Genomic DNA, 23,646 nt, shown 5'->3' with positions numbered 1-23,646 from the left:
GCCATTGTAAGTGGGCATTGTTGAGCGCCGGATTTATGAGAGGCGCCGGCCTGCCTTTCTCCTATGCCGCAACGCAAGGGCCCGCCATTGCTGGCGGGCCCTTGCTTGTTGCGGGTACTGCGGACCGTTGCCGGCCAAGGCGATTACTCGGCCTTGGCAGCTTCTTCAGCCTTCGGGATCGTGGCTTCGGTGGTGATGCGTACCTTGACGTCATCGCTGACGTTCGGAACGTAGGCGCCAATACCGAACTCGCTGCGCTTGAAGGTGGTGGTGGCGTCAAAACCAACCGACGGTACCTTCATCATCGGGTGCTCGCCGGCACCGTTGATGGTCACGTCCAGCACCACCGGCTTGGTGACGCCCTTGACGGTCAGGTCACCGGTGACGCTCAGCTTGTTGGTGCCCGCGGCTTCCACCTTGGTGCTCTTGAAGGTGACAACCGGGAACTTGGCCGCGTCAAAGAAATCGGCGGCGCGCAGGTGCTCGTCGAACTTGGCGGTGAAGCTGTTCAGGCCGGACAGCGGCAGGGTCACTTCCACGGTCGACTTGGTCACGTCGGCAGCGTCGTACACCAAGGTGCCGTCAGCGTTGCCGAAGTGAGCGGTCGGGTTGGAGAAGCCCAGGTGGTTCCACTGCACCAGCACGTCGGTGTGGGTCGGGTCGAGCTTGTAGGTACCGGCAGCAACCACGATGGCAGCCGCTTCCGGAGCGGTCGGGGCAGCCGCAGCGGCTTCGGCCGGGGCAGCGGTTTCAGCCGGGGTGGCGGCCGGGGCAGCCGCCTGGTCGGCCGGCTTGGAGCAAGCGGTGATGGCGGCGGCCAGCGCCAGCGGGAGCAGCAGCTTGGACAGGTTGGACATGGGACTCTCCTAGAGGATTCGTAAAGGGAAACGCAGGCAGTTTCAGTGGGGTCGGCTTCGGCCAATGTGATGGCCACCACCGGTTGGAGCATTTACGCGATGCGCGCGGCTTCGTCGAAAGACAGACGCGGCAAGCGCGGGAAAATACCGGCAGGGTCGCCATAGCCCAGATTGACGAGGAAATTGGACTTGATGGCGGTGCCGGCAAAGAACGCTTCATCCACCTTGGCCGCATCGAAACCGGACATCGGGCCGGCATCCAGGCCCAGCGCGCGCGCGGCCAGGATCAGGTAGGCACCTTGCAGGGTACCGTTGCGGAATGCGGCCTCGTGGCGGCCTTCGCGCGGGCCGTCGAACCACGACTTGGCGTCGGTGTGCGGGAACAGGTACGGCAGTTTTTCGTGGAAATCCTGGTCGAAGGCAATGATCGCGGTGACCGGCGCAGCCAGCGTTTTGGCCAGATTGCCTTCGGACAATGCCGGCGCCAGCTTCTGCTTGGCTTCAGCGGATTTGACGAACACAAAGCGCGCCGGGCTGGCGTTGGCCGAGGTCGGGGCCCACTTCAGCAGGTCGTACAACGCACGCAATTGGCTGTCCTCGACCGGGCGATCCTGGAACGAGTTCTGGGTACGGGCGGTGCGGAACAGCTGGTCAAGCGCGGCATCAGTGAAGATGTCGGACATGGAAACTCCGTGATGAGTGGGCTACGGTCGTGGCATTCCCTCGGGAAGCCCCGGACAATGGCGGCGCCAATGTGCAGAGCGCAGTGTAGGCGCCAGCGACTGTTGCAACACCCAGCCTTTTTGAAACGAATTAATGCCATACGCGAAACGATCGACGCTTCCCTGGACGATCACTGACGGCCGCGCCGGCAATGTGCGGCAGGCCGTGGCGTTGGCCTCTGCACTACGTTTGGGCGGCCAGCAGCGCCTGCAGCTGCAGCCCCGGGCGCCGTGGCGCTGGTTTACACCGTGTTTGCTGCCCGGCGGGGTACGGAGTTTTGGCCCGGCCTTCGCACGGCTGGCCGACAACCCGCCAGGGTTGGCCATCGGCTGCGGCAGGCAAGCGGCCGGCGCATTGCGGCTGTTGGGCCAGCGCGGTACCCGCACGGTGCAGATCCTCGACCCCCGCATCAGCGCCCGCCACTGGGACCTGTTGGTCGTTCCCGAACATGACCGCCTGCGCGGCGATAATGTCCTCAGCTTGTTGGGCAGCCTGAATCCGGTCAGCGACGACTGGCTGGCCCTGGGCCGCGCCGCGTTTTCCAGTTTCGAGCAGCTGCCGGGGCCACGTACCGCCCTGCTCGTGGGCGGCCCCACCAACCATGCGCCCTGGCAGGAACAGGACATCCAACCACTGCTGCAGCAACTGGCAGCACGCATCCGCGCCGATGGCGGCAGCGTATTGGCCACCACCTCACGGCGCACCCCGCGCCCGGTCACCGACGCGCTGCTGCGCGCCTTTGATGATGTGCCGGGGGTGATCTGGAGTGACGGCGGCGATGGTTCCAACCCGTATGCGGGCCTGCTCGGCTGGGCTGACCGCATCATCTGCACTCCCGATTCCGTGAATCTTTTGTCCGAAGCCTGCGCCACGCGAGTGCCCGTCGGCGTGTTGCTGGGCGAGCGAGCGCAGGCACGGATGGCACACTTCCAGGCGGCGCTGCGTACGCGTGGCCGGCTGCTTGATGGGCTGGCGGTTCTGGATGCCGGTTCGTCGCAGACCATTGAGCCATTGCGCGAGACCGAGCGCATTGCCGCTGAGGTGAAGTTGCGTTTGGGGTTATGAGAGGCGGAAGGGGGCGGAAGCTTTCTCCAGGCCCTTCAGATCGTCACTCCCGCAAAGACAGCAGCAAGAACCTCGACCCGCCCTCCACCTAACGATTCCTTTCAATCCTCATGCAAGGATGCGCGCCGATGAAACACCGCAGAACACTACTGCTCTCCGTATTACTGACGTTGGCAATGCCGGCCTTCGCGCAACCCGTTTGCGCACCGCGCTACCCGCCGCCGACCACTGTCGCAGCGATGTTCGATATGGCCGCGATCACTGCCGACGCCCTCGATGCCCTGCCCGACGTGGAGGTGGCCATCGCGGCGCGCGGCGGCCAGGACCTGAGCAAATATGGCCTGCGCCACAGTCACCTCGCCTTTCTGGTCCGCAATGACCAAGGCGGCTGGGACGTGGTGCACCTGCTCAACCGCTGCAAGACCGATTCATCCGACCTGTACCGCGAGGGCCTGGTGAACCTGGTTGGTGAAAGTTCCATCACCACCGACCTGCGCGTGGGCATCCCCACGCCGGCAGTGCGTGCCGCGCTCAAGCCACTGTTGACCGGCGCTGCCACACAGGCACGTGCGCTGCACCAGCCGCGTTACAGCATGCTGGCCTATCCCGGCAGCAACGAATTCCAGAACTCCAATCAGTGGATTCTGGAAGTCACCGCTGCGGCGATGGCGCAGGCCGAAGACGGCACGACGCTGGGCAACCGCAATGACGCGCTGGCTTGGCTGTCACGCAAGGGTTACCTGCCCACGCGCATGCACATCGGTATCGGCAAGCGGCTGGGCGCGCGTTTCTTCGCCGACAACGTCGCCGTCAGCGACCATCCCGCCAGCGAGCGCATCTCCGGCAATTACTCGGTGGTGACGGTGGAATCGACGTTTGATTTCCTGCACCGCAGTGGCGCGCTGGAGCGCGAGTTGTCCATCCCCCATCAAACGCCGGTACCCGCAGTCGCCGGTGCCAGCGTGCAAACCCCTGTTCAATGAAAGGAGTCAGTCCATGAAACAGTTCCTCCATCACGGCGTTATGGCCCTGGCGATCACCGCCTGCCTCGGCCTGTCCCTGGCACCGCGCGATGCGCGCGCCGGCGAAGGCCAACTCAATGGTTCGGAGATATCGGTGCTGGTGACCAGCGCGAGCGTGGCCATGGTGGTCTCCGGCCCGTTGTTCCTGTCGGCGGCCGGCGTACGCAAGACGGCCGATGGCTCCAAGGCGTCGACCGAGCGCAAGGATGACAAGCCACGCCGGATCACCGCCGGCCCGCTGCCGGACATGCAGGTGAAGTCGATCACCGGCACCGCCGAAGGCGGTCGCAGCGTGGCACTGCAAGACCCGGCCAACGCCGAGAACACTGCCCAGCTGCAATGGCCGCAGCGCGAGGACAACCCAGCGGCGAACTTCGTCGTGGGCCAGACCGTTGCCTTCACGCCCAGTCCGCAAGGTGCGGGCTGGATGCTGCGCGCCGAGGATGGTGCGGTGCTGACCTTCGTCCCGACCGCCGAGGCGATTGACGAGAGCCGTACATCTGCGTTGTAAGGCGTTGAGATCGCAGAGGTGCTGATTGCTGCCCTCACCCCAACCCCTCTCCCGCTCGCGGGAGAAGGGCTTTGAGCGCAGAGCATCGGCCACACGCCATCCCTTCTCTCGTTGATGGGAGAAGGTGCCCGTAGGACGGATGAGGCACTTTTGGGAAGCAACAAGCTCAAGAGCTCCCCTCACCCCAACCCCTCTCCCGCTCGCGGGAGAGGGGCTTTGAGCACAGAGCATCGGCCAACGTCACCCCTCTCCCGCTCGCGGGAGAAGGGCTTTGAGCGCAGAGCATCGGCCCGTCACCCCTTCTCCCGGTGGCGGGAGAAGGCCAAAGCGGGGAGCACCGCGCGTCTGACAGGACACGCTGTTCCCCCGCGTTGACATGCCTGCCTGGCCTCGCCGGTTACAATGCCGCCCTGCGTACCTGCCGCTTCCAGCCTGGTCGCCCTTCTTTCTCTCTTCTCTACAGCGCCATCCGGTGCTGCCTGTGCCGTCCATGTCCTTGCATTCTTCCAATCGCTTCGCACCGCTCACCCCCACCTCGCTGCTGCTCGCCGTGCTGGCGATGGGTGCCGTGGTGCTGGGCTCGAACGTGCTGGTGCAGTACCCGATCAATGATTGGCTGACCTGGGGTGCCTTCAGCTATCCCATCGCGTTTCTGGTCAGCAACCTGATCAACCGCCGCTTCGGCCCGCAGGCTGCCCGCCGCGTGGCATGGGCCGGCTTTGCGGTGGCGGTGGTGCTGTCGATCTGGATCGCTACGCCGCGTATCGCGATAGCGTCCTGCTCGGCGTTCATCGTGGCGCAGTTGCTGGACATCACCGTGTTCGACCGCCTGCGCGCGGGCAACTGGTGGCGTGCGCCGATGGTGGCCACCACCTGCAGCGCCACCGTGGATACGGCGATCTTCTGGTCCATCGCCTTTGCCGGCTCGTCCCTGCCATGGGTCAGTTGGGCATTCGGCGACCTGGCCGTGAAGCTGGCCATCGGCGTCTGCCTGCTGGCACCGTTCCGCGCCTTGCTGTGGAAGATGGCGCCAGCACGCTGACCGTCAGCGCCGTGTACGGCGCTGATTCCCGCTACCGGTCAAACATGCTTGCCCGGCTCAAAAGGCAGCCCCTTGGCGATGGCCGCAGCGGAGATCGCCGCGCACGCCGCTTCGATCTCCGGTGTCGGTACGGCCATGCGCGCGCGCCGGTCCAGCGTGCAGGAAAGCCCGGCATCCAACAGCGTGGCGTGCGCATCGTGCAGCGCCACGGCGGTGTCACCGGGCAACCAACCTGAGGCAGCGAGTGCAGCGATCAGGAACGGCGTTTCGCGCGGTTCGGACAGCGCGGGATTGCGCGATGCGCCGGCCAGCACGCCGGTCTGCAACACGAACTCCAGGTCGACCAAACCACCCGCTCCCTGCTTGAGATCCAGCCGCGCCGCATCGCTGCGGTCCAGCTCGGCACGCATGCGAGCGCGCATCTTCAATACGTCGCCAAACAGCGTGTCGTGGTCGCGTTCGCGGCCCAGCGTGACCGTGCGTACCTGCTCGAAATCGGCCAGCAAGGACGGATCACCCGCCACACCGCGCGCGCGCACCAATGCCTGGTGTTCCCAGGTCCAGGCGCGTTCGCGCTGGTACTCGGTGTAGCTGGCCAACGACGACACCAAGGCGCCCTTGCCGCCATCCGGGCGCAGGCGCACGTCGATGTCATACAGACGGCCGGCAGCCGTGACCGCCGCCAACAACGCCATCACTTTCTGCGCCAGGCGCGCGAACCAGCGGCCGCTTTCCAGCGGCCGCGGACCATCGCTGGCCTCGGCCTCGGGCGGATGGGCATACAGAAACACCAGATCCAGATCGGAACCGAAGCCCAGCTCCAATCCGCCCAGGCTGCCGTAACCGATGATGGCGAAACGTCCGCCGGGGACTTCACCATGCGCGCGGGCCATGTCGGCACGCGCCATTTCGAGCACCGTCACCACCACCGCGTCGGCGAGCTGGGCCAGCTGTTGGGTGCAGTCCACCGCACGCTGGCGACCATCGTGGAATGCCAACGCCATGCGGAAGCTCAGCGCCAGACGCACTTCGTTGAGGGCGCGCAAGGCCACTTCCGGATCGTCGATGGCCAGGGCGGTGGCGCAGGCGTCATGCATTTCCTGGGCTTCGGGCATGGGCCCGGCCACGCGCGTGTCCAGCAGTTCGTCCAGCAGCAACGGGAACGCGACCAGCCGCTCAGACAACAGCGCGCTGCGCGCCAGCACGTTGACCAGGCGGGTGAGCGCGCTGGGTTGTTCGTCGAGCAGGGCCAGGTAGCTGGTGCGCCGCAGGATGGCCTGCAACAGACCCAGCACCCGGCGCAGCGCGGCGTCCGGTTGCGGCGAGCGGGTGGCCGCCAGCAGCAGGGCCGGCAGCACGCGGTCCAGGCGCGCACGCGCACTGTCCGACAGCGACTTCACACCCAGTGATTGTGCAAACTCGCGCAACGATTGGTCGGCACTATTGGCGTCGGCGAAACCGGCCTCGGCCAGCACCTCGGCATTGCCACTACCGGGCAGCCCGCGCCAATAACTGGCCAGCGCATCGGGGGCGGCCTGGCCTTGGCGGGGCGCCAGCAGCGCGCCAAATTCGGTACTCACGCGCTGGCGCTGTTCGTTGAGGGCATGCAGCAGGGCGTCCCAGTCGGTGTAGCCCAGGCCCAGCGCAATGCGCGTGCGGTCCAGCGGATCGGTGGGCAGGCAGTGGGTCTGCGCGTCGCGCAACATCTGCAGGCGGTTTTCCATCCGGCGCAGGAAGCGATAGGCGGTGGTCAGGTCGTCACCATCGGCTTCAGCCATCTGCCCGGCCTCGACCAGCGCGCGCAGCGCCGGCAACAGGCGGCGTTCGCGCAGCGCCGCTTCGCGCCCGCCACGGATCAGCTGCAAAGCCTGCGCAAGAAATTCGATCTCGCGGATGCCGCCGGGCCCGCGCTTGATGTCATCCAGCCGGTCCTTGCGCGCAACCTCGGCGGTGATGGCCGCCTTCATCTCGCGCAGGCCGTCCAGCGCGGTGAAATCCAGATAGCGGCGATAGACGAACGGCCGCAAGGTCTCCAGCCACGCTTCACCGGCGGCAATGTCGCCGGCCACCGCGCGCGCCTTGATCCACGCATAGCGCTCCCAGTCGCGGCCTTCGCGCTGGAAATACTGGTCCATGCCGGCGAAAGACAACGCCACCCGCCCGGCGGTGCCGAACGGACGCAGCCGTAGATCAACACGGTGGCAGAAGCCTTCAGCGGTGGTTTCGTCGAGCAGCCGCCCCAGGCGCTGACCGAGCCGGGCGAAATACTCCTCGGCCGCCAGCGGGCGAGCGCCGTCGGATGACCAGCCATCCGGCTGTTGAAAGCCGCCGCCGTGGGGGTAGGCATAAACCAGGTCGATGTCGGAGGAAAAATTCAGCTCGCTGCCACCCAGCTTGCCCAGGCCAAACACCACCAGCCGCTGCACGCTGCCGTCGGCGTCACGCACTACCCCGTGACGGCTGGCAAATTCCTGCTCCAGCGCGACCAACGCCAGCTGCAGACAGTCCTCGGCCAGCACCGTGGCGCCGGCCAGGGTGGCGCCCACGTCGTCGGCACCACTGAGGTCACGCCAGATCAGCCGGGTAGAGGCCGCCGCGCGATAACGGCGCAGTTGGGTCGGCCAGGCGCTGGGCTGCAGCGGATCCAGCTCCGGTTGCGACACCGGGGCAGGATCGGGCTGAGCCAGCAATGCCAGCAGTTCTGGCTGGCGGCACAGGGTGTCGATGGCAAAATCGCTGGTCACCGCCAGCTGGCGCAGGCCTGCCTCGAAATCCGGGGCCTGCGGCCATTGCGACGGGTCCGGCAGGGCCAGTTTGAGGCGGGCAATGGCACGGTCGACGACCGGCACGACGTGTTCAGGCAATGCGGGGGCGGGGAGAGTCATACCGCCGATTCTGGCATCTGGCCATGGCCGCAGTCGCCATGTTCGGCGAACGGACATTAAAAAAGCCCGCTGACAGCGAACTGTCAGCGGGCTTTGCTCCCTCCCCCACGTCGGGATGCAGGGCGATCGTGCGGGGTGTACGAACAACTTGCACGCTGCAGTGCAAAACAGTACTTGCCGGTACAAGAGCCCCCGATCCGCAAAGACCATCCCACCAAGGTAGAACACCCCTGTTCACGGTGATCCGCGATAATTGGCGTTCCCCCCAAAATCCCTGGTCGTCATGTCTGTCGAACGCATCCTGGACGCGCGCCTGCGCGACCGCATCGTTTCCGCCGAACAAGCGGCAGCTTTCATCCAGCCGGGCGAAACCGTCGCCATGAGCGGTTTCACTGGCTCCGGCTACCCCAAGGCGGTGCCGATCGCGCTGGCCAAGCGCATCGAGGATGTGCACGCACAGGGCCTGCCGTTCCAGATCAAGTTGATGACCGGTGCCTCCACCGCGCCTGAGCTCGATGGCGCACTGGCCAAGGTCGACGCCATTGCCATGCGCATGCCGTTCCAGACCGACCCTGATGCCCGCAAGCGCATCAACGAAGGCAAGCTGGATTACATCGACATCCATCTTTCGCACGTTGCCCAACACGTGTGGTTTGGGTTTTACGGCGACATCGACACCGCCGTGATCGAGGTGTCGGCCATCCGCGAAGACGGCGCACTGGTGCCCTCCACTTCGGTCGGCAACAACAAGACCTGGCTGGACCTGGCCAAGAAAGTGATCATCGAGGTCAACGAGTGGCAGCCCGAAGGCATCGAGGGCATGCACGACATCTACTACGGCACCGCGCTGCCGCCGCACCGCAAGCCCATCCCGCTGGTGCACGCCAACGACCGCATCGGCCAGACCACACTGGATGTGGATCCGGACAAGATCGTGGCGATCGTCCGTACCAATGGCCCGGACCGCAACAGCCCGTTCAAGCCGATTGATGAAGACAGCAAGCTCATCGCCGGCCATCTGATCGAATTCCTCAAGCACGAAGTGGCCCGGGGCCGTCTGCCGCAGAACCTGCTGCCGCTGCAGTCGGGCGTGGGCAATATTCCCAATGCAGTGCTTGCCGGCCTGGCCGAAAGCGGCCTGCGTGGCCTGACCTCGTTCACCGAGGTGATCCAGGACGGCATGCTCGACCTGCTCAAATCCGGCGTGCTCGAATACGCCTCGTGCACCGGTTTCGCACTGAGCCCGGAAGCGAACGAAGAGTTCAAACGCAACATCCATTTCTACCGCGACCGCATCATCATGCGCACGCAGGAAATCTCCAACCATCCAGAACTGGTGCGCCGGCTGGGCTGCATCGGCATGAATGGCATGCTGGAAGTGGACCTCTACGGCAACGTGAATTCCACGCACGTGATGGGCAGCCGCATCATGAATGGAATCGGCGGCTCGGGTGACTTCACCCGCAACGGTTTCCTGTCCACGTTCCTGAGCCCGTCGGTGGCCAAGGGCGGCAGCATCTCGGCGATCGTGCCCATGGTCAGCCACGTCGATCACACCGAGCATGACGTCTCCATCATCGTCACCGAACAGGGCCTGGCCGACCTGCGTGGCCTGCCGCCGCGTGCCCGCGCACGCGTGATGATCGACAACTGCGCGCATCCGGATTACCGCGACCAGCTCAACGATTACTTCGACCGCGCCAGCCGCGACAGCTATGGCAAACACACGCCGCATCTGTTGCCCGAAGCTCTGTCCTGGCACCAGCGCTACATCGATACCGGCAGCATGAAGGCCTGAAACGCCAGAACGCTGCAAACAGAAAACCCGGCGTAATTGCCGGGTTTTCTGTTGCCGTAGAACGCTCAGCGGCTTTGTCGGCGACATTCCTGCCGAGCATCGCTCGCCACTACATGCCGGACTTACAAAGTTGGCGTTACTGCTGGGTGCCACCGTGCAGATAATCCAGCGACACCTGCAGCAGCGCGCGCAGGCTCACATCCAGTGCTTTTTCATCGAGCAGGAACTTGGGCGAATGATTGCTGGGCGCAGTCGCCGGATCAATGCCCTCGGAAGTGGAACCGACGAAGAAGAACATCGACGGCACCTGCAACGCATACAACGAGAAATCCTCCGAACCCATCTGCAACGGCGGCTCGTAGACGTTGCTGCTGCCTACCACCGCCTGCAGGCTGGGCAGCATGCGTGCGGTCAGCGCCGGGTTGTTGACCGTGGCCGGATTGCCATCTTTCTCGTAGATGTCCGTGGTGGCGGTGGCGCCATGCGCGGCAGCGGTGTGTTCGGCCACGTTGCGCAGGTCGGCGAAGATCTGCTGGCGCATGTCCGGATCGAAGGTACGGATGGTGCCGACCATCTCCACCGAGTCGGGAATGATGTTGTAGCGGATGCCACCCTTGATCGCGCCGAAGGTGACCACCGCCGGCTGCTTGGACAGGTTGGTGCGACGGCTGACGATGGTCTGCGCGGTGCCGATCAGGTCCGACGCCGCGACAATCGGATCAATGCCGTTCCACGGTGCCGAGCCATGCGTCTGGCGGCCGTTGACGGTGATCGAGAAGCGATCGGAGGCCGCCATCAACGGGCCGCCGCGCACTGCGATCTGCCCAGCCTGGACGCTGGAGAACACATGCAGGCCGAACACTGCTTCAGGCTTGAAGTCCTTGAACAGGCCTTCCTTGAGCATCAGGTCGGCACCACCCTGCTCCGGCGGCGGCGCGCCTTCTTCGGCCGGCTGGAAGATCAACATCACTTCACCGGGCAGCGTGTCGCGCATGGCCACCAGCGCATCCGCCACGCCAAGCAGGGTGGCGGTGTGGGCGTCGTGGCCGCACGCATGCATCACACCCACCTGTTCACCGCGGTACTCCGCCTTGGCCTTGGAGGCGAACGGCAGGCCGGTCTGTTCGGTCACCGGTAGCGCGTCCATATCCGCACGCAGGGCGATCTTCGGCCCGGGCAAGCCTCCCTTGATGATCGCAACGACGCCATGCACGGCCACGCCGGTCTGCGGCTGCAGGCCCATCGCACGCAGGCGCTCAGCGACCTTGGCGGAGGTGCGCTCCTCTCGGTTGGACAGCTCCGGATGTGCATGGAAGTCACGGCGCCAGTCCACCACCTGCTGTTGCAGACGCTTGGCGGCGGCAGCGACTTCGGGGCGCTGCGCTACGTCTGCATGGGCAACCAGCGGTGACAGCGCGCATAGCAGCGCGGACAACAACACGGTCTTGCGAGCCATCGGCAATGCTCCTTGAGGGCAGAGCGGTGAGTGTAGAGCGCAACTGCGCGGCGCAGGGGCATTGCCGGGGAAGTCCCCGCCCTCACCCCAACCCCTCTCCCGCGTGCGGGAGAGGGGCTAAAGCTGCGAGCGGCACGCGGTGTCCGCTTCCCTTCTCCCGCGTGCGGAAGAAGGTGCCCCACAGGGGCGGATGAGGGGAGCATTGGCTTCACTGCGTTGTAAGCCCTCTCACCCCAACCCCTCTCCCGCGTGCGGGAGAGGGGCTAAAGCTGCGAGCGGCACGCGGTTTCCGCTTCCCTTCTCCCGCGTGCGGAAGAAGGTGCTCCACAGGGGCGGATGAGGGGAGCATTGGCTTCACTGCGTTGTAAGCCCTCTCACCCCAACCCCTCTCGCGCCATCACTCAGGTCAACCAAAGCCGCCATGGAACGTTCATCACTTATCACGGTCTGACCGCGTGGCCCATCGGTCATGAACCAGTCCGACACACCACAGCGGTATCCTCTGTAGCTTCGCCGCTCCACCTCCCCTACCGGTTCCTCAGGAGTTTTCGCATGTCGCGTTTCTGGAAGATTGTGCTGCTGGTCATCGCAGTGCTCCTCGTGATCGGTATCGGCTACCGGGTGATGGGCGGGGGCAAGCAGAAGGCACCGGGTGCGGAAGCAGGCATGGGCCAAGGCAATGGCGGCGACCGCGACAGCGCCCCGGTGCCCGTCACCGTCGTCACTGCCGAGCGCAAGAATGTGCCGGTTTACGTGACCGCGCAGGGCACCGTGGCCGCCTACAACACTGTCGCCGTCAGCCCGCAGGTAGGCGGTGAGCTGCTGAGCGTGAATTTCCGCGAAGGCCAGCCGGTGAAGAAGGGCGAGTTGCTGGCGCAGATTGATCCGCGCACCTTCCAGGCCCAGTACAACCAGGCCACCGCCAGCAAGCGCCAGAACCAGGCGCTGCTGGCCACCGCACAGTCCAACTTCGAACGCTCCAACTCGCCGGAGTACCGCCAGTTCGTGGCACAGACCGACCTGACCACGCTGCGCAACCAGGTGGCGCAGTATCAAGCGGCGGTCGCGGCCTCGCAGGCCTCAGCCGACCAGGCCAAAGTGCAGTTGGACTACACCCGCATCACCTCGCCGATCAGCGGTGTCACCGGTATCCGCGCAGTGGACCCCGGCAATGTGGTCAGTGCGGGCACGCAGATCGTCACGGTGACGCAGCTGCAGCCGGTCTATGTGATGTTCAACCTGCCCGAGCAGCAGCTCGACGCCGTGCGTACCGCGCAGCAGGCCGGCCCCCTGCAGACCTCCACGCTCGACCGCGAAGGCGGTGCCGTGGTCAACGCCGACGGCAAGCTGCAGGTGGTGGACAACCAGATCAGCAGCAGCAGCGGCACGTTCCGCTTGCGCGCCGAGTTCCCCAATGCCGAAAGCGCGCTGTGGCCGGGCCAGTTCGTCAACGTGCGCATGCAGCTCAACGAGCTGCCCAACGCGGTCGTTGTACCGGCCGAAGCCGTGCAGCGCAGCAGCAACAGTGATTTTGTCTACCTGATCAAGCCCGACAGCACCGTCACCCTGCGTGATGTGGTGCAGGGCGGTCAGGTCGACGACAGCCATGTGGTTATCAGCAAGGGCCTGCAACCGGGCGACAGGGTGGTGACTGAAGGCCAGTTCCGGCTCAAGGAAGGCAGCAAGGTCACCCAGCTGACCCCGGGCCAGGCACCGGCGGCACCCACTGAAGAACAGCTCAAGGCGGCCAGCCAGAAGGGCCTTGGTGGACGAGGCGGCCCGCCGCGCTGACGCGCAGCACGTCACCTCGCCCTCTCCCCCCGCACCAGGAATCGCCCGTGGGCTTCTCGACTATTTTCATCCGCCGTCCGATCGCTACTTCGTTGTTGATGGTCGGCCTGATGCTGTTGGGCATCCTCGGTTACCAGCGCCTGCCGGTAGCCGCCCTGCCCGAGATCGAAGCCCCCAGTCTGGTGGTGACCACGCAGTACCCGGGTGCCAGCGCGCAGACCATGGCCTCGCTGGTGACCACACCGCTGGAGCGGCAGCTGGGCCAGATTTCCGGCCTGGACATGATGACCTCCGACTCCTCGGCCGGGCTGTCCAGCATCGTGCTGCAGTTCTCGATGGAACGGGACATCAACACCGCCGCGCAGGACGTGCAGGCCGCGATCCGCCAAGCCACCCTGCCCAGCTCATTGCCTTACCAGCCCGTCTACAACCGGGTGAACCCGGCCGATGCGCCGATCCTCACCCTCAAGCTCGTCTCCGACACGCGGCCGCTGCGTGAGGTCAACGATCTCGCCGATTCGATACTGGCCCAGCGCATGTCGCAGGTGGACGGCGTAGGCCTGGTCTCCATTGCCGGCAACGTGCGTCCTGCGGTGCGCATCCAGGCCAATCCGGCGCAGCTGTCCAACATGGGCATGACCATGGAGGACCTGCGCAGTGCGCTGACGCAGGCCAACGTCAATGCACCCAAGGGGTCGCTCAACGGCAAGACGCAGAGTTACACGCTGTCCACCAACGACCAGCTCAGCGACGCGGCCGACTACAACGACGTCATCATCCGCTACCAGAACGGTGCGCCGGTGCGCCTGCGCGACGTGGCGAAGGTGGTCGATGGCGTGGAGAACGACCAGATCGCCGCCTGGGCGGATGGCAAGCCGGCAGTGCTGCTGGAAGTGCGCCGCCAGCCGGGCGCCAACATCGTCAAGACAGTGGAGAACATCCGCCAGATTCTGCCCAGCCTGCAGGCCATGTTGCCGGCGGACGTGAAGCTGGATGTGTTCTCTGACCGCACCGTCACCATCCGCGCTTCGGTGCATGACGTGCAGTTCACCCTCATCCTCACCATCTGTCTGGTGGTGGCGGTGATCTTCGTATTTCTGCGCCGTTTGTGGGCCACGGTGATTCCATCGGTCGCGGTGCCGTTGTCATTGATGGGCACGTTCGGCGTGATGGCCTTTGCCGGCATGTCGCTGGACAACCTGTCGCTGATGGCACTGACCGTGGCCACCGGTTTCGTCGTCGACGATGCGATCGTGATGATCGAGAACATCGTGCGTTACATCGAACAAGGCAAGGACGGCAAGGAAGCGGCGGAAGTTGGTTCCAAAGAGATTGGCTTTACCGTGCTGTCGCTGACGGTGTCACTGGTTGCGGTGTTCCTGCCGTTGATCCTGATGCCGGGCGTTACCGGGCGCCTGTTCCATGAATTTGCGTGGGTGCTGACGATTGCCGTGTCGATCTCGATGCTGATCTCGCTGACGCTCACGCCGATGATGTGCGCGTATCTGCTCAAGCCCGACGCACTGCCCGAAGGCGACGACGCCCACGAGCGCGCCGCAGCCGAGGGCAAGGTCACCGCATGGTCGCGCCTGGTACATGCCTACGAACGCAGCCTGGATTGGGTGCTGCGTCACCAGCCGTTGACCCTGGGCATCGCCCTGGCGTCGGTCGCGCTGACGGTGCTGCTGTACATGGTGATCCCCAAGGGTCTGCTGCCCGACCAGGACACCGGCATGATCACCGGCGTGGTGCTGGCCGACCAGAACGTGGCCTTCGATCAGATGCAGCAGCGCACCCAGGCAGTGGCTGCCGCATTGCAGAAGGACGACGCGGTGAGCGGCGTGGCTGCCTACATCGGCGCGGGCACCATGAATCCCACGCTCAACCAGGGCCAGCTGAGCATCGTGCTCAAGGACCGTGGTGACCGTGACGGACTCGACGTGCTGCTGCCGCGCCTGCAGGCCGCCGCTGCGCATATCCCCGGCGTGGCGCTGTACCTCAAGCCGGTGCAGGACGTGACGCTGGATACGCGCGTGGCTGCCACCGCGTACCAGTTCTCGTTGTCGGACATGGACAGCACCGAGCTGGCCGCGCAGACCGACCGCGTCACCGATGCACTGCGCCGTTTGCCCGAGCTGGCCGACGTCGACAACAACCTGGCCAACCACGGTCGCGCCCTGCATGTTGAAGTAGACCGCGACAAGGCCGCGCGTTACGGCGTGCCGATGCAGACCATCGACGACACGTTGTACGACGCTTACGGCCAGCGCCAGATCTCCACCATCTTCACCCAGCTCAACCAGTACCGCGTGGTGCTGGAAGTGGCACCGGAGTTCCGCAACAGCGATGCGTTGATGAACCAGCTCGCCATCGGCAGCAACGGCAGCGGCACACTCACCGGCAGCAACGCCACCTCGCTGGGCCAGGTGACATCGAGCAACTCCTCCACTGCCACCGGCATCGGCAACAGCAATACCGGCATCGCGCTGGGCGGCGGCGGCAGCATTCCGCTGTCGGCCATTGCCACCGCCATTCCGGGCACCGCGCCGCTGATCGTCAGCCATCAACAGCAGCTGCCGTCGGCCACCATTTCCTTCAACCTGGCACCGGGTTATTCGTTGTCCGAAGGGGTGGATGCGATCAACAAGGCCGTCGCCGAACTGCAGTTGCCGCAGCAGATGCAGGCGCAGTTCGTCGGTACGGCAGCGGAGTTCTCCAGCAGCCAGACCGACGTAGTGCTGTTGCTGCTGGCCGCCATCGCGGTGATCTACATCGTGCTGGGCGTGCTGTATGAGAGCTACATCCACCCGTTGACCATCATCTCCACGTTGCCGCCAGCCGGTGTCGGCGCGCTGCTGGCGTTGTACCTGTGCGGCATGAGCCTGTCGGTGGACGGCATCGTCGGCATCATCCTGCTGATTGGTATCGTCAAGAAGAACGCGATCATGATGATCGACTTCGCACTGGACGCGCAGCGCTCCGGTGCCAACGCCTACGACGCCATCCGACGCGCCTGCCTGCTGCGTTTCCGCCCGATCATGATGACCACTGCTGCGGCCATGCTCGGCGCGCTGCCGCTGGCGCTGGGTACTGGCATCGGTTCGGAACTGCGGCGGCCGCTGGGTGTGGCCATCGTCGGCGGCCTGCTGCTGTCGCAGCTGGTCACGCTGTACACCACGCCGGTGATCTACCTGTACTTCGAGCGCCTGTCCGAGTGGGCCGCCAAGCGTCGCGAACAACGCGCCGCCACACGTCTGCAGACGGCCCGGTAACGCGCCGGCATGAATATTTCCGCGCCTTTCATCAAACGCCCCATCGGCATCGGCCTGCTGGCCATCGGCCTGTTTTTCGCTGGACTGGTCTGCTACCTGCGCCTGGGCGTCGCCGCCCTGCCCAACCTGACCATCCCGGTGATCTTCGTGCAGGCGTCGAACATTGGCGCCGATGCCAACACCATGGCCGCGACCGTTACCGCGCCGCTGGAACGCCACCTCGGCCAGGTGCCGGGCATCGACACCATGCGTTCGAGCAGCAGCGACGGTCGCAGCATGGTGTTCTTGATGTTCAACACCAGCCGCGACATCGACTCGGCAGCGCAGGATGTGCAGGCCGCGATCAACGCCGCCATGGCCGATCTTCCCGCAGGCATCAACACGCCCACTTACCAGAAGGCCAACCCCAACGACGATCCGGTGATCGCGCTGGCGCTGACGTCTGAAACCCAGTCGGTGGCCGAGCTGTACAACATGGCCGACTCGCTGCTGGCACAGCGGCTGCGGCAGTTGCCCGGCGTATCTCAGGTGGATATCGCCGGTGCGTCCACGCCCGCGGTGCGTATCGACCTCAACCTGCGTGCGATGAACGCACTGGGGCTGAGCCCGGATGACCTGCGCAACGCCATGCGCGCCGCCAACGTGGCCTCGCCGCTGGGCTTTTTGAGCGACGGCAACAGCCAGACCGCCATCGTCCTCAATGACCAGATCCGCAAGGCCCCGGATTTCGCCAACGTCGCCATCTCCACGCATGACGGCGCGGTGGTGCGGCTGAAGGACATCGCCACCGTCTATGACGGCCAGCAAGACGCGTATCAAGCGGCCTGGTTCAACGGCAAGCGCGGCGTGCTGATGTACGTGTACCTGCGCAGCGGCGCCAATCTCGTGGCGACGGTGGATCGCGTGAAGGACGCCGTACCCGGGTTGTCCGGTTACCTGGATGCCGGCACCACGCTGACGCCCTACTTCGACCGCACCCCGACCATCCGCGCCTCGCTGGCGGAAGTGCAGATCACGCTGATGATCAGCCTGGCGATGGTGATCCTGACCATGGCGCTGTTCCTGCGCCGCCTGGCGCCCACCTTGATCGCAGCGGTGACGGTACCGCTGTCGTTGGCCGGTGCTGCTGTGGTGATGACCACGCTGGGCTTCACCCTCAACAACCTCACCTTGCTGGCGCTGGTGGTCGCCATTGGCTTCGTCGTTGACGACGCCATCGTGGTGATTGAAAACATCATGCGTCACCTCGACGAAGGCGTGCCACGCAAGCAGGCGGCGATGGCCGGTGCGCGCGAAATCGGCTTCACCATCGTCTCCATCACCGCGTCACTGATCGCGGTGTTCCTGCCGATCATTTTCGCGCAAGGCATGATCGGCGCGTTTTTCCGTGAGTTCACCTTGACGCTGGTGGCGGCGATCGTGGTTTCGGCGATTGTCTCGCTGACGCTGACGCCGGCGCTGTGTGCACGTTTCCTGCAACCGCATTCGGTGCAGGTGAAGCCTTCACCCATCGGCCCGCTGCTGGATCGAATGCATGCAGGCATGCTGCGCATCTACACGGTGGCGTTGGATTTTTCACTGCGCCATTGCCTGATCCTGTCGCTGACACCGCTGTTGCTGATCGTGGCCACGTTCTACCTCGCCGGCTCCGTCAGCAAAGGGTCGTTCCCCGAGCAGGACACCGGCCTGGTGTGGGGCCGTGCCAGTTCCAGTGCGACGGTGTCGTTCCAGGAAATGAGCGAGCGCCAGCGTCGCCTCAGCGACATGTTCCTGGCCGATCCGGCGGTGAAGATGGTCGGTTCGCGCCTGGGTTCCAGCCGCCAAGGCAGTAGCGCGCAGTTCAACATCGAGCTGCGCACGCAGCAGGAAGGTCGCAAAGAGCCGACCAATGTCGTCGTCACCCGCCTGAGCGCCAAGGCTGCGCAGTTCCCCGACCTGGATGTACGCCTGCGCGCGATTCAGGATCTTCCGTCCGATGGCGGCGGCGGTGGTTCGCAGGGTGCGCAGAATCGCGTGACCCTGCAGGGCAACGATGCCGGGCAATTGGCCGAGTGGCTGCCCAGGCTGGTGGAAGTGCTCAAGCAGAACCCCAAGCTGCGTGACGTGGGTTCGGACGTGGACAAGGGCGGTTTGATGCAGAAGATCGTCATCGACCGCGACAAGGCATCGCGCCTGGGGGTGAGCATCGGCGCCATTGACGGCGCGTTGTACGGCGCCTTCGGCCAACGCCAGATCTCCACCATCTACGCCGACCTCAACCAATACGGCGTGGTGGTCAATGCACTGCCCGGCCAGACCGCCAGCCCGGCCGCCATCGAAGACCTGTATGTGCGCTCCAGCAGCGGGCAGATGATTCCACTGACCACCATCGCCCACCAGGAACCGGGGCTGGCACCGTCGCAAGTGACGCACCAGAACCAGTACACGGTGATGGACCTGAGCTACAACCTGGCACCGGGCGTGAGCAGCGGTGAAGGGGATGCCATCGTGCAGGCGGCAATCAATGGCCTGCGCATGCCCGGCGACATTCGTCAGGCCGAGCGCGGCGGTTTCGGCCGTGCAATGGACCCGAGCGCGATGCTGATGCTGGTCATTGCTGCCATCGCCACGGTCTACATCGTGCTGGGCATGCTGTACGAAAACCTGGTGCACCCGGTCACCATCCTGTCGACGCTGCCGGCTGCAGGCATGGGCGCACTGCTGGCGTTGTGGCTGACCAACACCGATCTCTCCGTGATCTCGATGATTGCGCTGGTGTTGTTGATCGGCATCGTCAAAAAGAACGCGATCATGATGATCGACTTCGCCTTGGTGGCGCAGCGTGAACACGGCAAGTCGCCGGCAGATGCCGTGCGCGAAGCCTGCATCGTGCGTTTCCGCCCGATCATGATGACGACGATGGTGGCGATTCTGGCGGCACTGCCGCTGGCCATCGGCCTGGGTGAAGGGTCCGAACTGCGTCGCCCGCTGGGCATCGCAATGATCGGCGGCCTGCTGATTTCACAGAGCCTGACCTTGTTGAGCACGCCCGCGTTGTACGTGATCTTCTCGTGCCTGCAACAACATTGGCGCAGCTGGCGCGCCCGCCGCAAAGAACGCAAGCGTCTACGCAAGCTGGCGCAGGCCTGAGAGCAGCCAACAGCGGATTAGAAGCCCGGGTAAGCGCATGCATACCTGGGCTTCCATGATCAAGGCAGATCGGTTTCGTGCATTACAAAACCGGTCACCAAGGCGCGAAGCTGATAATCAACGCCAGCGCGATCACCAACGCGCCAATGATGATGATTCCGCGTTTGGAAAGAATGCGATTACGCCTCATGGCCGACTCCCGTCATCGTGGATGCCTCGCCACCAGAGTGAACGCCGCCCTGTTAAGAAGCAGCAAGGGCGTGTGAAATCCGGGTAATCCAATCGCCCGCCGATAGGAGTGGCTTAGGCGCACTACCGATGGCGGCAGCGGCCAGTGCTTCGCGGGCCACAGGCACTCAGCGGACGATGGCTCTTCCCGCCCCGCGTTCCCACGTTTCATCACGCGTGTTCAATTTCTCCGCAAGAAAAAAGGGCCAGAGCGCAAACTCCACCCTGGCCCCGCCCCTTACTTCTCTCGGCACTGTCTTGGCACCATTCGACCGACCGTGTACGTCAGTTCCTCGCCCTTGCCGCGCAAGGTGTGCATCGGCGTTCCATAAGCAAAGCCAGAGCCCGTGACCTGCGCCGGCAGCTCCACGGTGCTGCCGTCAGGCTGCACAACCCGCGCCACATTCTCGGCATAAACCACCGTCAAATCCGGCCCGCCCTCGCAGGTATAGCTGACGCGGCGCTCGGTAACCGCACCGCCTGCCGGATGCGTGGCACAACCGGCCAATGAAGCCACGGCCAAACCTATAAGCAATATTTTCACGCGTGCATTCCTCCGATGACGTCCAGTGCTTCCACCTTGCTGGTGCGGCACAGGCCGGTTTCCGCGCAGCCTGCCCCCGGCCTGGTGAAACCTCTGTGAGCCTCCGCCGCGAGTGCAGCATGCGAGACAGCGGAACCGTGCGTTACTTCTCTATCAGCTCACAAACCCAACCATTCAAGCACCGTGGCAAACACCATCATCGGCACCTGGCAAACCTTGCATTCTCCGCCGCCGAACCAGTTGCAGGCGAACCACCCGAACGGCGTCATCAACAAGACAATCAGCAGAATATCGATCAACCAATTGAAGGTGCGCCGGCGCTTCACCTGCACTACGAAATCCACGCAGAAGCCCAGCAACATCACCAGCGTCATCGCTCCCAGCAGCACGGCGATGCCCAGCGCGCTATCCCCGCGATGCGCCTGACCGGCCACTTGCTCTGCCGACCAACGCGAGAACAGATACAACGCCAGCAACGGCAGGAAGAACACAAGCGCCCGTACGATCACCGACCAGGGATAGCGACTCATCGCTCGGTTCCGTTGTTATCCATCACGATTCAAATCCCTCAGGTGAGGCTGGCGGCGGTAGTACTACCTCGATCATCGCAGACATTCGGCGTCCGGCTGAGCTCAGAACTGACCCCGTTCTGTCCCCTGCATCCAGGTATCCGGTTGCGGCGTCCACTCACCCTCGCCGAGCACCGCTTCAAGCAGGTTGTGAAGGGGAAAACCCAGATGCTGTTCCGCTGACAGGCCGCCGTCGCTCATCTGTGCCGCTGCCACGAATGCACGGAACGCTCGCTCATCGCCTGCTGCAAGCGCGGTGATCTTCTTGGCCAGATCGTAGGAAAGCCGGTTGCCATCGTCCGTCGCCAGGAATGACTTGCCCGACCAGAACGTCTGGATGCTTTCCTCGTTCCAGTAAGCCGCATGCTGGGCCGCAATCTCGTGCGGGAAGTACAGCTGCGCACTGGGTGACGCCAGCTGCGGGAACAGGGTGTGCTCCGTGTTCACCGCCAGCCCCTCGTTCAACCACGCCGGAATCGGTAGATGCTGCAGCAGGCAATGCGTGAGTTCGTGCGCGATCACCGGCTCCATCGTCTCAAGGATCTCCAGAGGCATCACGAAGTGCCCATACCCGGCCTTGATGAACATGCCTGAGGACATTGCGTACTCGCCGTCATCTGGGTAGTAGTGCGACACATAGGCGTAGTAATCATCCATGTCCCCGAACACCATCACCACGTACTTGCCCATGCCCGGTTCGACGGCAAGCTCGCCCAGGCTGCGGCTGATACGCGACAACATGCGCTGGCAGGTTTCAAGGACCACCACGGCGGGCCGATCCCGCAGGTTCGACAGCAGCAGGAAATCGGCAGATTCGGTGATGCGGTAGTGCTCACCCAGCTGCTGATTGAGTGCTTCCAGCCACTCACGGGCCGCAGACGTCCGGTAGACGTGGACCGCCTCGGCATCCTGTTCTGCCGGTGCGTCCTGGCTGATTCGCTCCCAATCAGCGATGGGCAACTGAGTGCCGCCATACCAATGCATCTGCACCGGCACGCGCGGCAGCGCCTTCGGCTGTGCAAGCTGCTTGGTTCGCGACGATCGCTTTTTCAGCCATCCAAACAGGATGAAGAGCAGCAGGAGCAACACCGGAATAACGAGGATCATAAGAGCGGCGTTTTTCTCCTCCGCCCTGCGCATTTCCTGCTCAAAGAGTTTCGCACCGTCTTGCGGTGACACAACGATGGTTGCCACGCGCGGCGCGGATACGAAGGCTTGCACCGTCACACTGCCGACACTGTGCGGCGTGCCAGCGAACGCATTGCCCGCGATCTGGGTGAGCAGAAGAATCAGGACCAGAATCCGCTTCATGGCGTGTTGCTCCTCAGCAAGGACAAGCCCCCATCGACCAAGCTGGCAGAGGTCGCTCGCAGGAGAAGAAACGTTGTGATTGCCGTAGTCGCAACGGCCAACTGCATCGCACGTTTTCTCATTGTCGCTTTAGCGCAACTAGCCTCCGCACCCGGACATGCGAGTCCATATGAGAATCCAACGCCGCCCAGTGCCTTTGGTTTAATCACGCTGCACTTCCTTGTGTGTGAGCGCGAATGATAAGCGGTGGATGTTTCGTCCGAAACTCCGGCTCCGGGTTACTCCGGGAGAGCTGAAACAGAAAGGCCGAGCATTTGCTCAGCCTTTCCCGGTCACTTCAAACCCGCGCAAGCATTGCGCTTGCTCTGGTGCCACTTCATTCGCACGCAGACGGCACGGTCACTATGGCGTTCAACATCACCCGAGGAGGGAGTCCGGACGGAATTCCGCCCCTGATCCCGGTTCTCCCCCGTTACTCGCAGGGCAAATCGTCGCTCAACAGTGCCGGATCAACCGGAGACCGGGTATCCAGCAAAGCGCGCTGCGTGGCCGTCGGCTCACCCAACCACTGCAACTTGCACTGTGTCACCAAGCGACCCACCAACGTCGACTGCGTCGGCTCGTAGAGCATCACCAACTGGTTCGTATTGCACTGATGAGCCTGGCACGCAGAGTAGTACCACCACGTCTTCCCCTCCACTTCCATTGGCTGGCCCGGTGCGCTGGGGCCACTGAGCAGGCGATCGCGCAGCGGCGGAACTTCCGTATCCGGCGATTCGGCCTGAGATGCGCCGGCCATCAATGCATCGAACGCGGCGAGCACCTTGGGATCGGTACGGCCACAGTTGTCCACCGAGTTACCGCCCACCAGAGTAAAGAAGTGCGTCGCCAGCGGCTCCTGCTCACAGGTGATTTCAGCACCGGGCGTTTCCCCTTCCGGCTCGCCCTCGTTATCCCACACGGACGGGTCCACACCGGCCTCCACATCGTCCGGGACCGTGGTTGCCGTTGTTGACGCAGGCTCCGGCGGCGCCTCAGCTGCAGGCGCGGGAACCGCAGCGGTATCTACACGCGTATCGGCTACCTGCTCACAGCCCGCCAGCAGGAACACCAACAACGACACCTCAATAATTCGACGCTTCATTCCCTGTCCTGGCCAACCAATGCGAAGTCCCGATTCCTCGCCGATGTGGCGCTCATCGGGGAGCGGAATTGTAACCATCCGGTCTGGTAAATGAGCTGTCGGCAGCAGGCAAGGTGGCTGCATCACGCCTCCACAAACAGAAAGCGGCAGCGTAAAAATTGGCCTCAACTCTGTTTCGTTGATCTTACTGATCAACTGCAAACGCAATGACCGAAAGCAGACGCCTGACAGAACGCAATGATCGGGAAACGCCAGAGCCCCTCGCACCACGCGCCATCTTTCACGTTTCGCTATGCTCC

The 23,646-nt window shown here is 64.2% G+C and carries 16 protein-coding genes; 8 read left to right on the top strand and 8 right to left on the bottom strand.

What is annotated here, in order from left to right; genetic code table 11:
- Positions 1-143: 143 nt before the first annotated feature.
- A complete protein-coding gene (locus tag PAN08_RS01825) occupies positions 144-857 on the bottom strand; it encodes a YceI family protein (protein WP_269789850.1) in 714 nt (237 codons plus the stop codon).
- Positions 858-949: 92 nt separating this feature from the next.
- Positions 950-1,540 carry a malonic semialdehyde reductase gene (locus tag PAN08_RS01820; protein WP_269789849.1) on the bottom strand — a complete coding sequence of 197 codons (591 nt, stop codon included), beginning with the start codon at positions 1,538-1,540 and terminating at the stop codon, positions 950-952.
- 133 nt (positions 1,541-1,673) lie between these two features.
- Between PAN08_RS01820 and PAN08_RS01815 the strand changes: the two genes are divergently transcribed.
- The 4 genes from PAN08_RS01815 to PAN08_RS01800 all read left to right on the top strand — a co-directional run bounded on the left by PAN08_RS01815 (position 1,674) and on the right by PAN08_RS01800 (position 5,220).
- Positions 1,674-2,645: a mitochondrial fission ELM1 family protein gene (locus tag PAN08_RS01815; protein ID WP_269789848.1), complete on the top strand. Its 972-nt coding sequence runs from the start codon at positions 1,674-1,676 to the stop codon at positions 2,643-2,645.
- Positions 2,646-2,773: 128 nt separating this feature from the next.
- Positions 2,774-3,628, top strand: coding sequence for a DUF2145 domain-containing protein (locus PAN08_RS01810; RefSeq protein WP_269789847.1), 855 nt, complete (start codon positions 2,774-2,776; stop codon positions 3,626-3,628).
- A gap of 13 nt (positions 3,629-3,641) precedes the next feature.
- Positions 3,642-4,178 (top strand): hypothetical protein, encoded by a 537-nt coding sequence (locus tag PAN08_RS01805; protein ID WP_269789846.1) that lies wholly within the window; start codon positions 3,642-3,644, stop codon positions 4,176-4,178.
- A gap of 490 nt (positions 4,179-4,668) precedes the next feature.
- Positions 4,669-5,220: a queuosine precursor transporter gene (locus tag PAN08_RS01800; protein ID WP_269789845.1), complete on the top strand. Its 552-nt coding sequence runs from the start codon at positions 4,669-4,671 to the stop codon at positions 5,218-5,220.
- Between the two features lie 38 nt (positions 5,221-5,258).
- Here PAN08_RS01800 and glnE read toward each other — a convergent pair whose 3' ends face one another.
- Positions 5,259-8,105, bottom strand: coding sequence for a bifunctional [glutamate--ammonia ligase]-adenylyl-L-tyrosine phosphorylase/[glutamate--ammonia-ligase] adenylyltransferase (gene glnE, locus PAN08_RS01795; RefSeq protein ID WP_269789844.1), 2,847 nt, complete (start codon positions 8,103-8,105; stop codon positions 5,259-5,261).
- Positions 8,106-8,388: 283 nt separating this feature from the next.
- On the opposite strand from glnE, the gene PAN08_RS01790 reads away from it, so the two are divergent.
- Entirely contained in the window at positions 8,389-9,903 is a 1,515-nt protein-coding gene (locus PAN08_RS01790) for an acetyl-CoA hydrolase/transferase family protein (protein ID WP_269789843.1), read from the top strand.
- 136 nt (positions 9,904-10,039) lie between these two features.
- On the opposite strand, the gene PAN08_RS01785 is transcribed toward PAN08_RS01790, so the two are convergent.
- Entirely contained in the window at positions 10,040-11,359 is a 1,320-nt protein-coding gene (locus PAN08_RS01785; RefSeq protein WP_269789842.1) for an amidohydrolase, read from the bottom strand.
- A 552-nt stretch (positions 11,360-11,911) separates the two neighbouring features.
- Between PAN08_RS01785 and PAN08_RS01780 the strand changes: the two genes are divergently transcribed.
- The 3 genes from PAN08_RS01780 to PAN08_RS01770 are packed head-to-tail and all read left to right on the top strand — an operon-like array spanning position 11,912 to position 19,551.
- Positions 11,912-13,150, top strand: a complete 1,239-nt coding sequence (locus PAN08_RS01780) for an efflux RND transporter periplasmic adaptor subunit (RefSeq protein ID WP_269789841.1) — start codon at positions 11,912-11,914, stop codon at positions 13,148-13,150.
- Between the two features lie 47 nt (positions 13,151-13,197).
- The gene (locus PAN08_RS01775; protein ID WP_269789840.1) at positions 13,198-16,422 is read left to right on the top strand and encodes an efflux RND transporter permease subunit; all 3,225 of its coding nucleotides are present in this window, start codon (positions 13,198-13,200) and stop codon (positions 16,420-16,422) included.
- 9 nt (positions 16,423-16,431) lie between these two features.
- Entirely contained in the window at positions 16,432-19,551 is a 3,120-nt protein-coding gene (locus PAN08_RS01770) for an efflux RND transporter permease subunit (protein ID WP_269789839.1), read from the top strand.
- A 466-nt stretch (positions 19,552-20,017) separates the two neighbouring features.
- Here PAN08_RS01770 and PAN08_RS01765 read toward each other — a convergent pair whose 3' ends face one another.
- The 4 genes from PAN08_RS01765 to PAN08_RS01750 form a co-directional block, all read right to left on the bottom strand.
- Positions 20,018-20,323, bottom strand: coding sequence for an MliC family protein (locus PAN08_RS01765; protein WP_269789838.1), 306 nt, complete (start codon positions 20,321-20,323; stop codon positions 20,018-20,020).
- Between the two features lie 158 nt (positions 20,324-20,481).
- Positions 20,482-20,853: a hypothetical protein gene (locus tag PAN08_RS01760; RefSeq protein ID WP_269789837.1), complete on the bottom strand. Its 372-nt coding sequence runs from the start codon at positions 20,851-20,853 to the stop codon at positions 20,482-20,484.
- Positions 20,854-20,955: 102 nt separating this feature from the next.
- Positions 20,956-22,203: a hypothetical protein gene (locus tag PAN08_RS01755; RefSeq protein ID WP_269789836.1), complete on the bottom strand. Its 1,248-nt coding sequence runs from the start codon at positions 22,201-22,203 to the stop codon at positions 20,956-20,958.
- 472 nt (positions 22,204-22,675) lie between these two features.
- The gene (locus PAN08_RS01750; RefSeq protein ID WP_269789835.1) at positions 22,676-23,347 is read right to left on the bottom strand and encodes an Ivy family c-type lysozyme inhibitor; all 672 of its coding nucleotides are present in this window, start codon (positions 23,345-23,347) and stop codon (positions 22,676-22,678) included.
- Positions 23,348-23,646 lie beyond the last annotated feature (299 nt).

Origin of the sequence: Stenotrophomonas sp. Iso1, from assembly GCF_027497995.1 — a bacterium.
GTDB lineage: Bacteria > Pseudomonadota > Gammaproteobacteria > Xanthomonadales > Xanthomonadaceae > Stenotrophomonas.
This window is presented reverse-complemented; position numbering and strand designations above follow the sequence as displayed.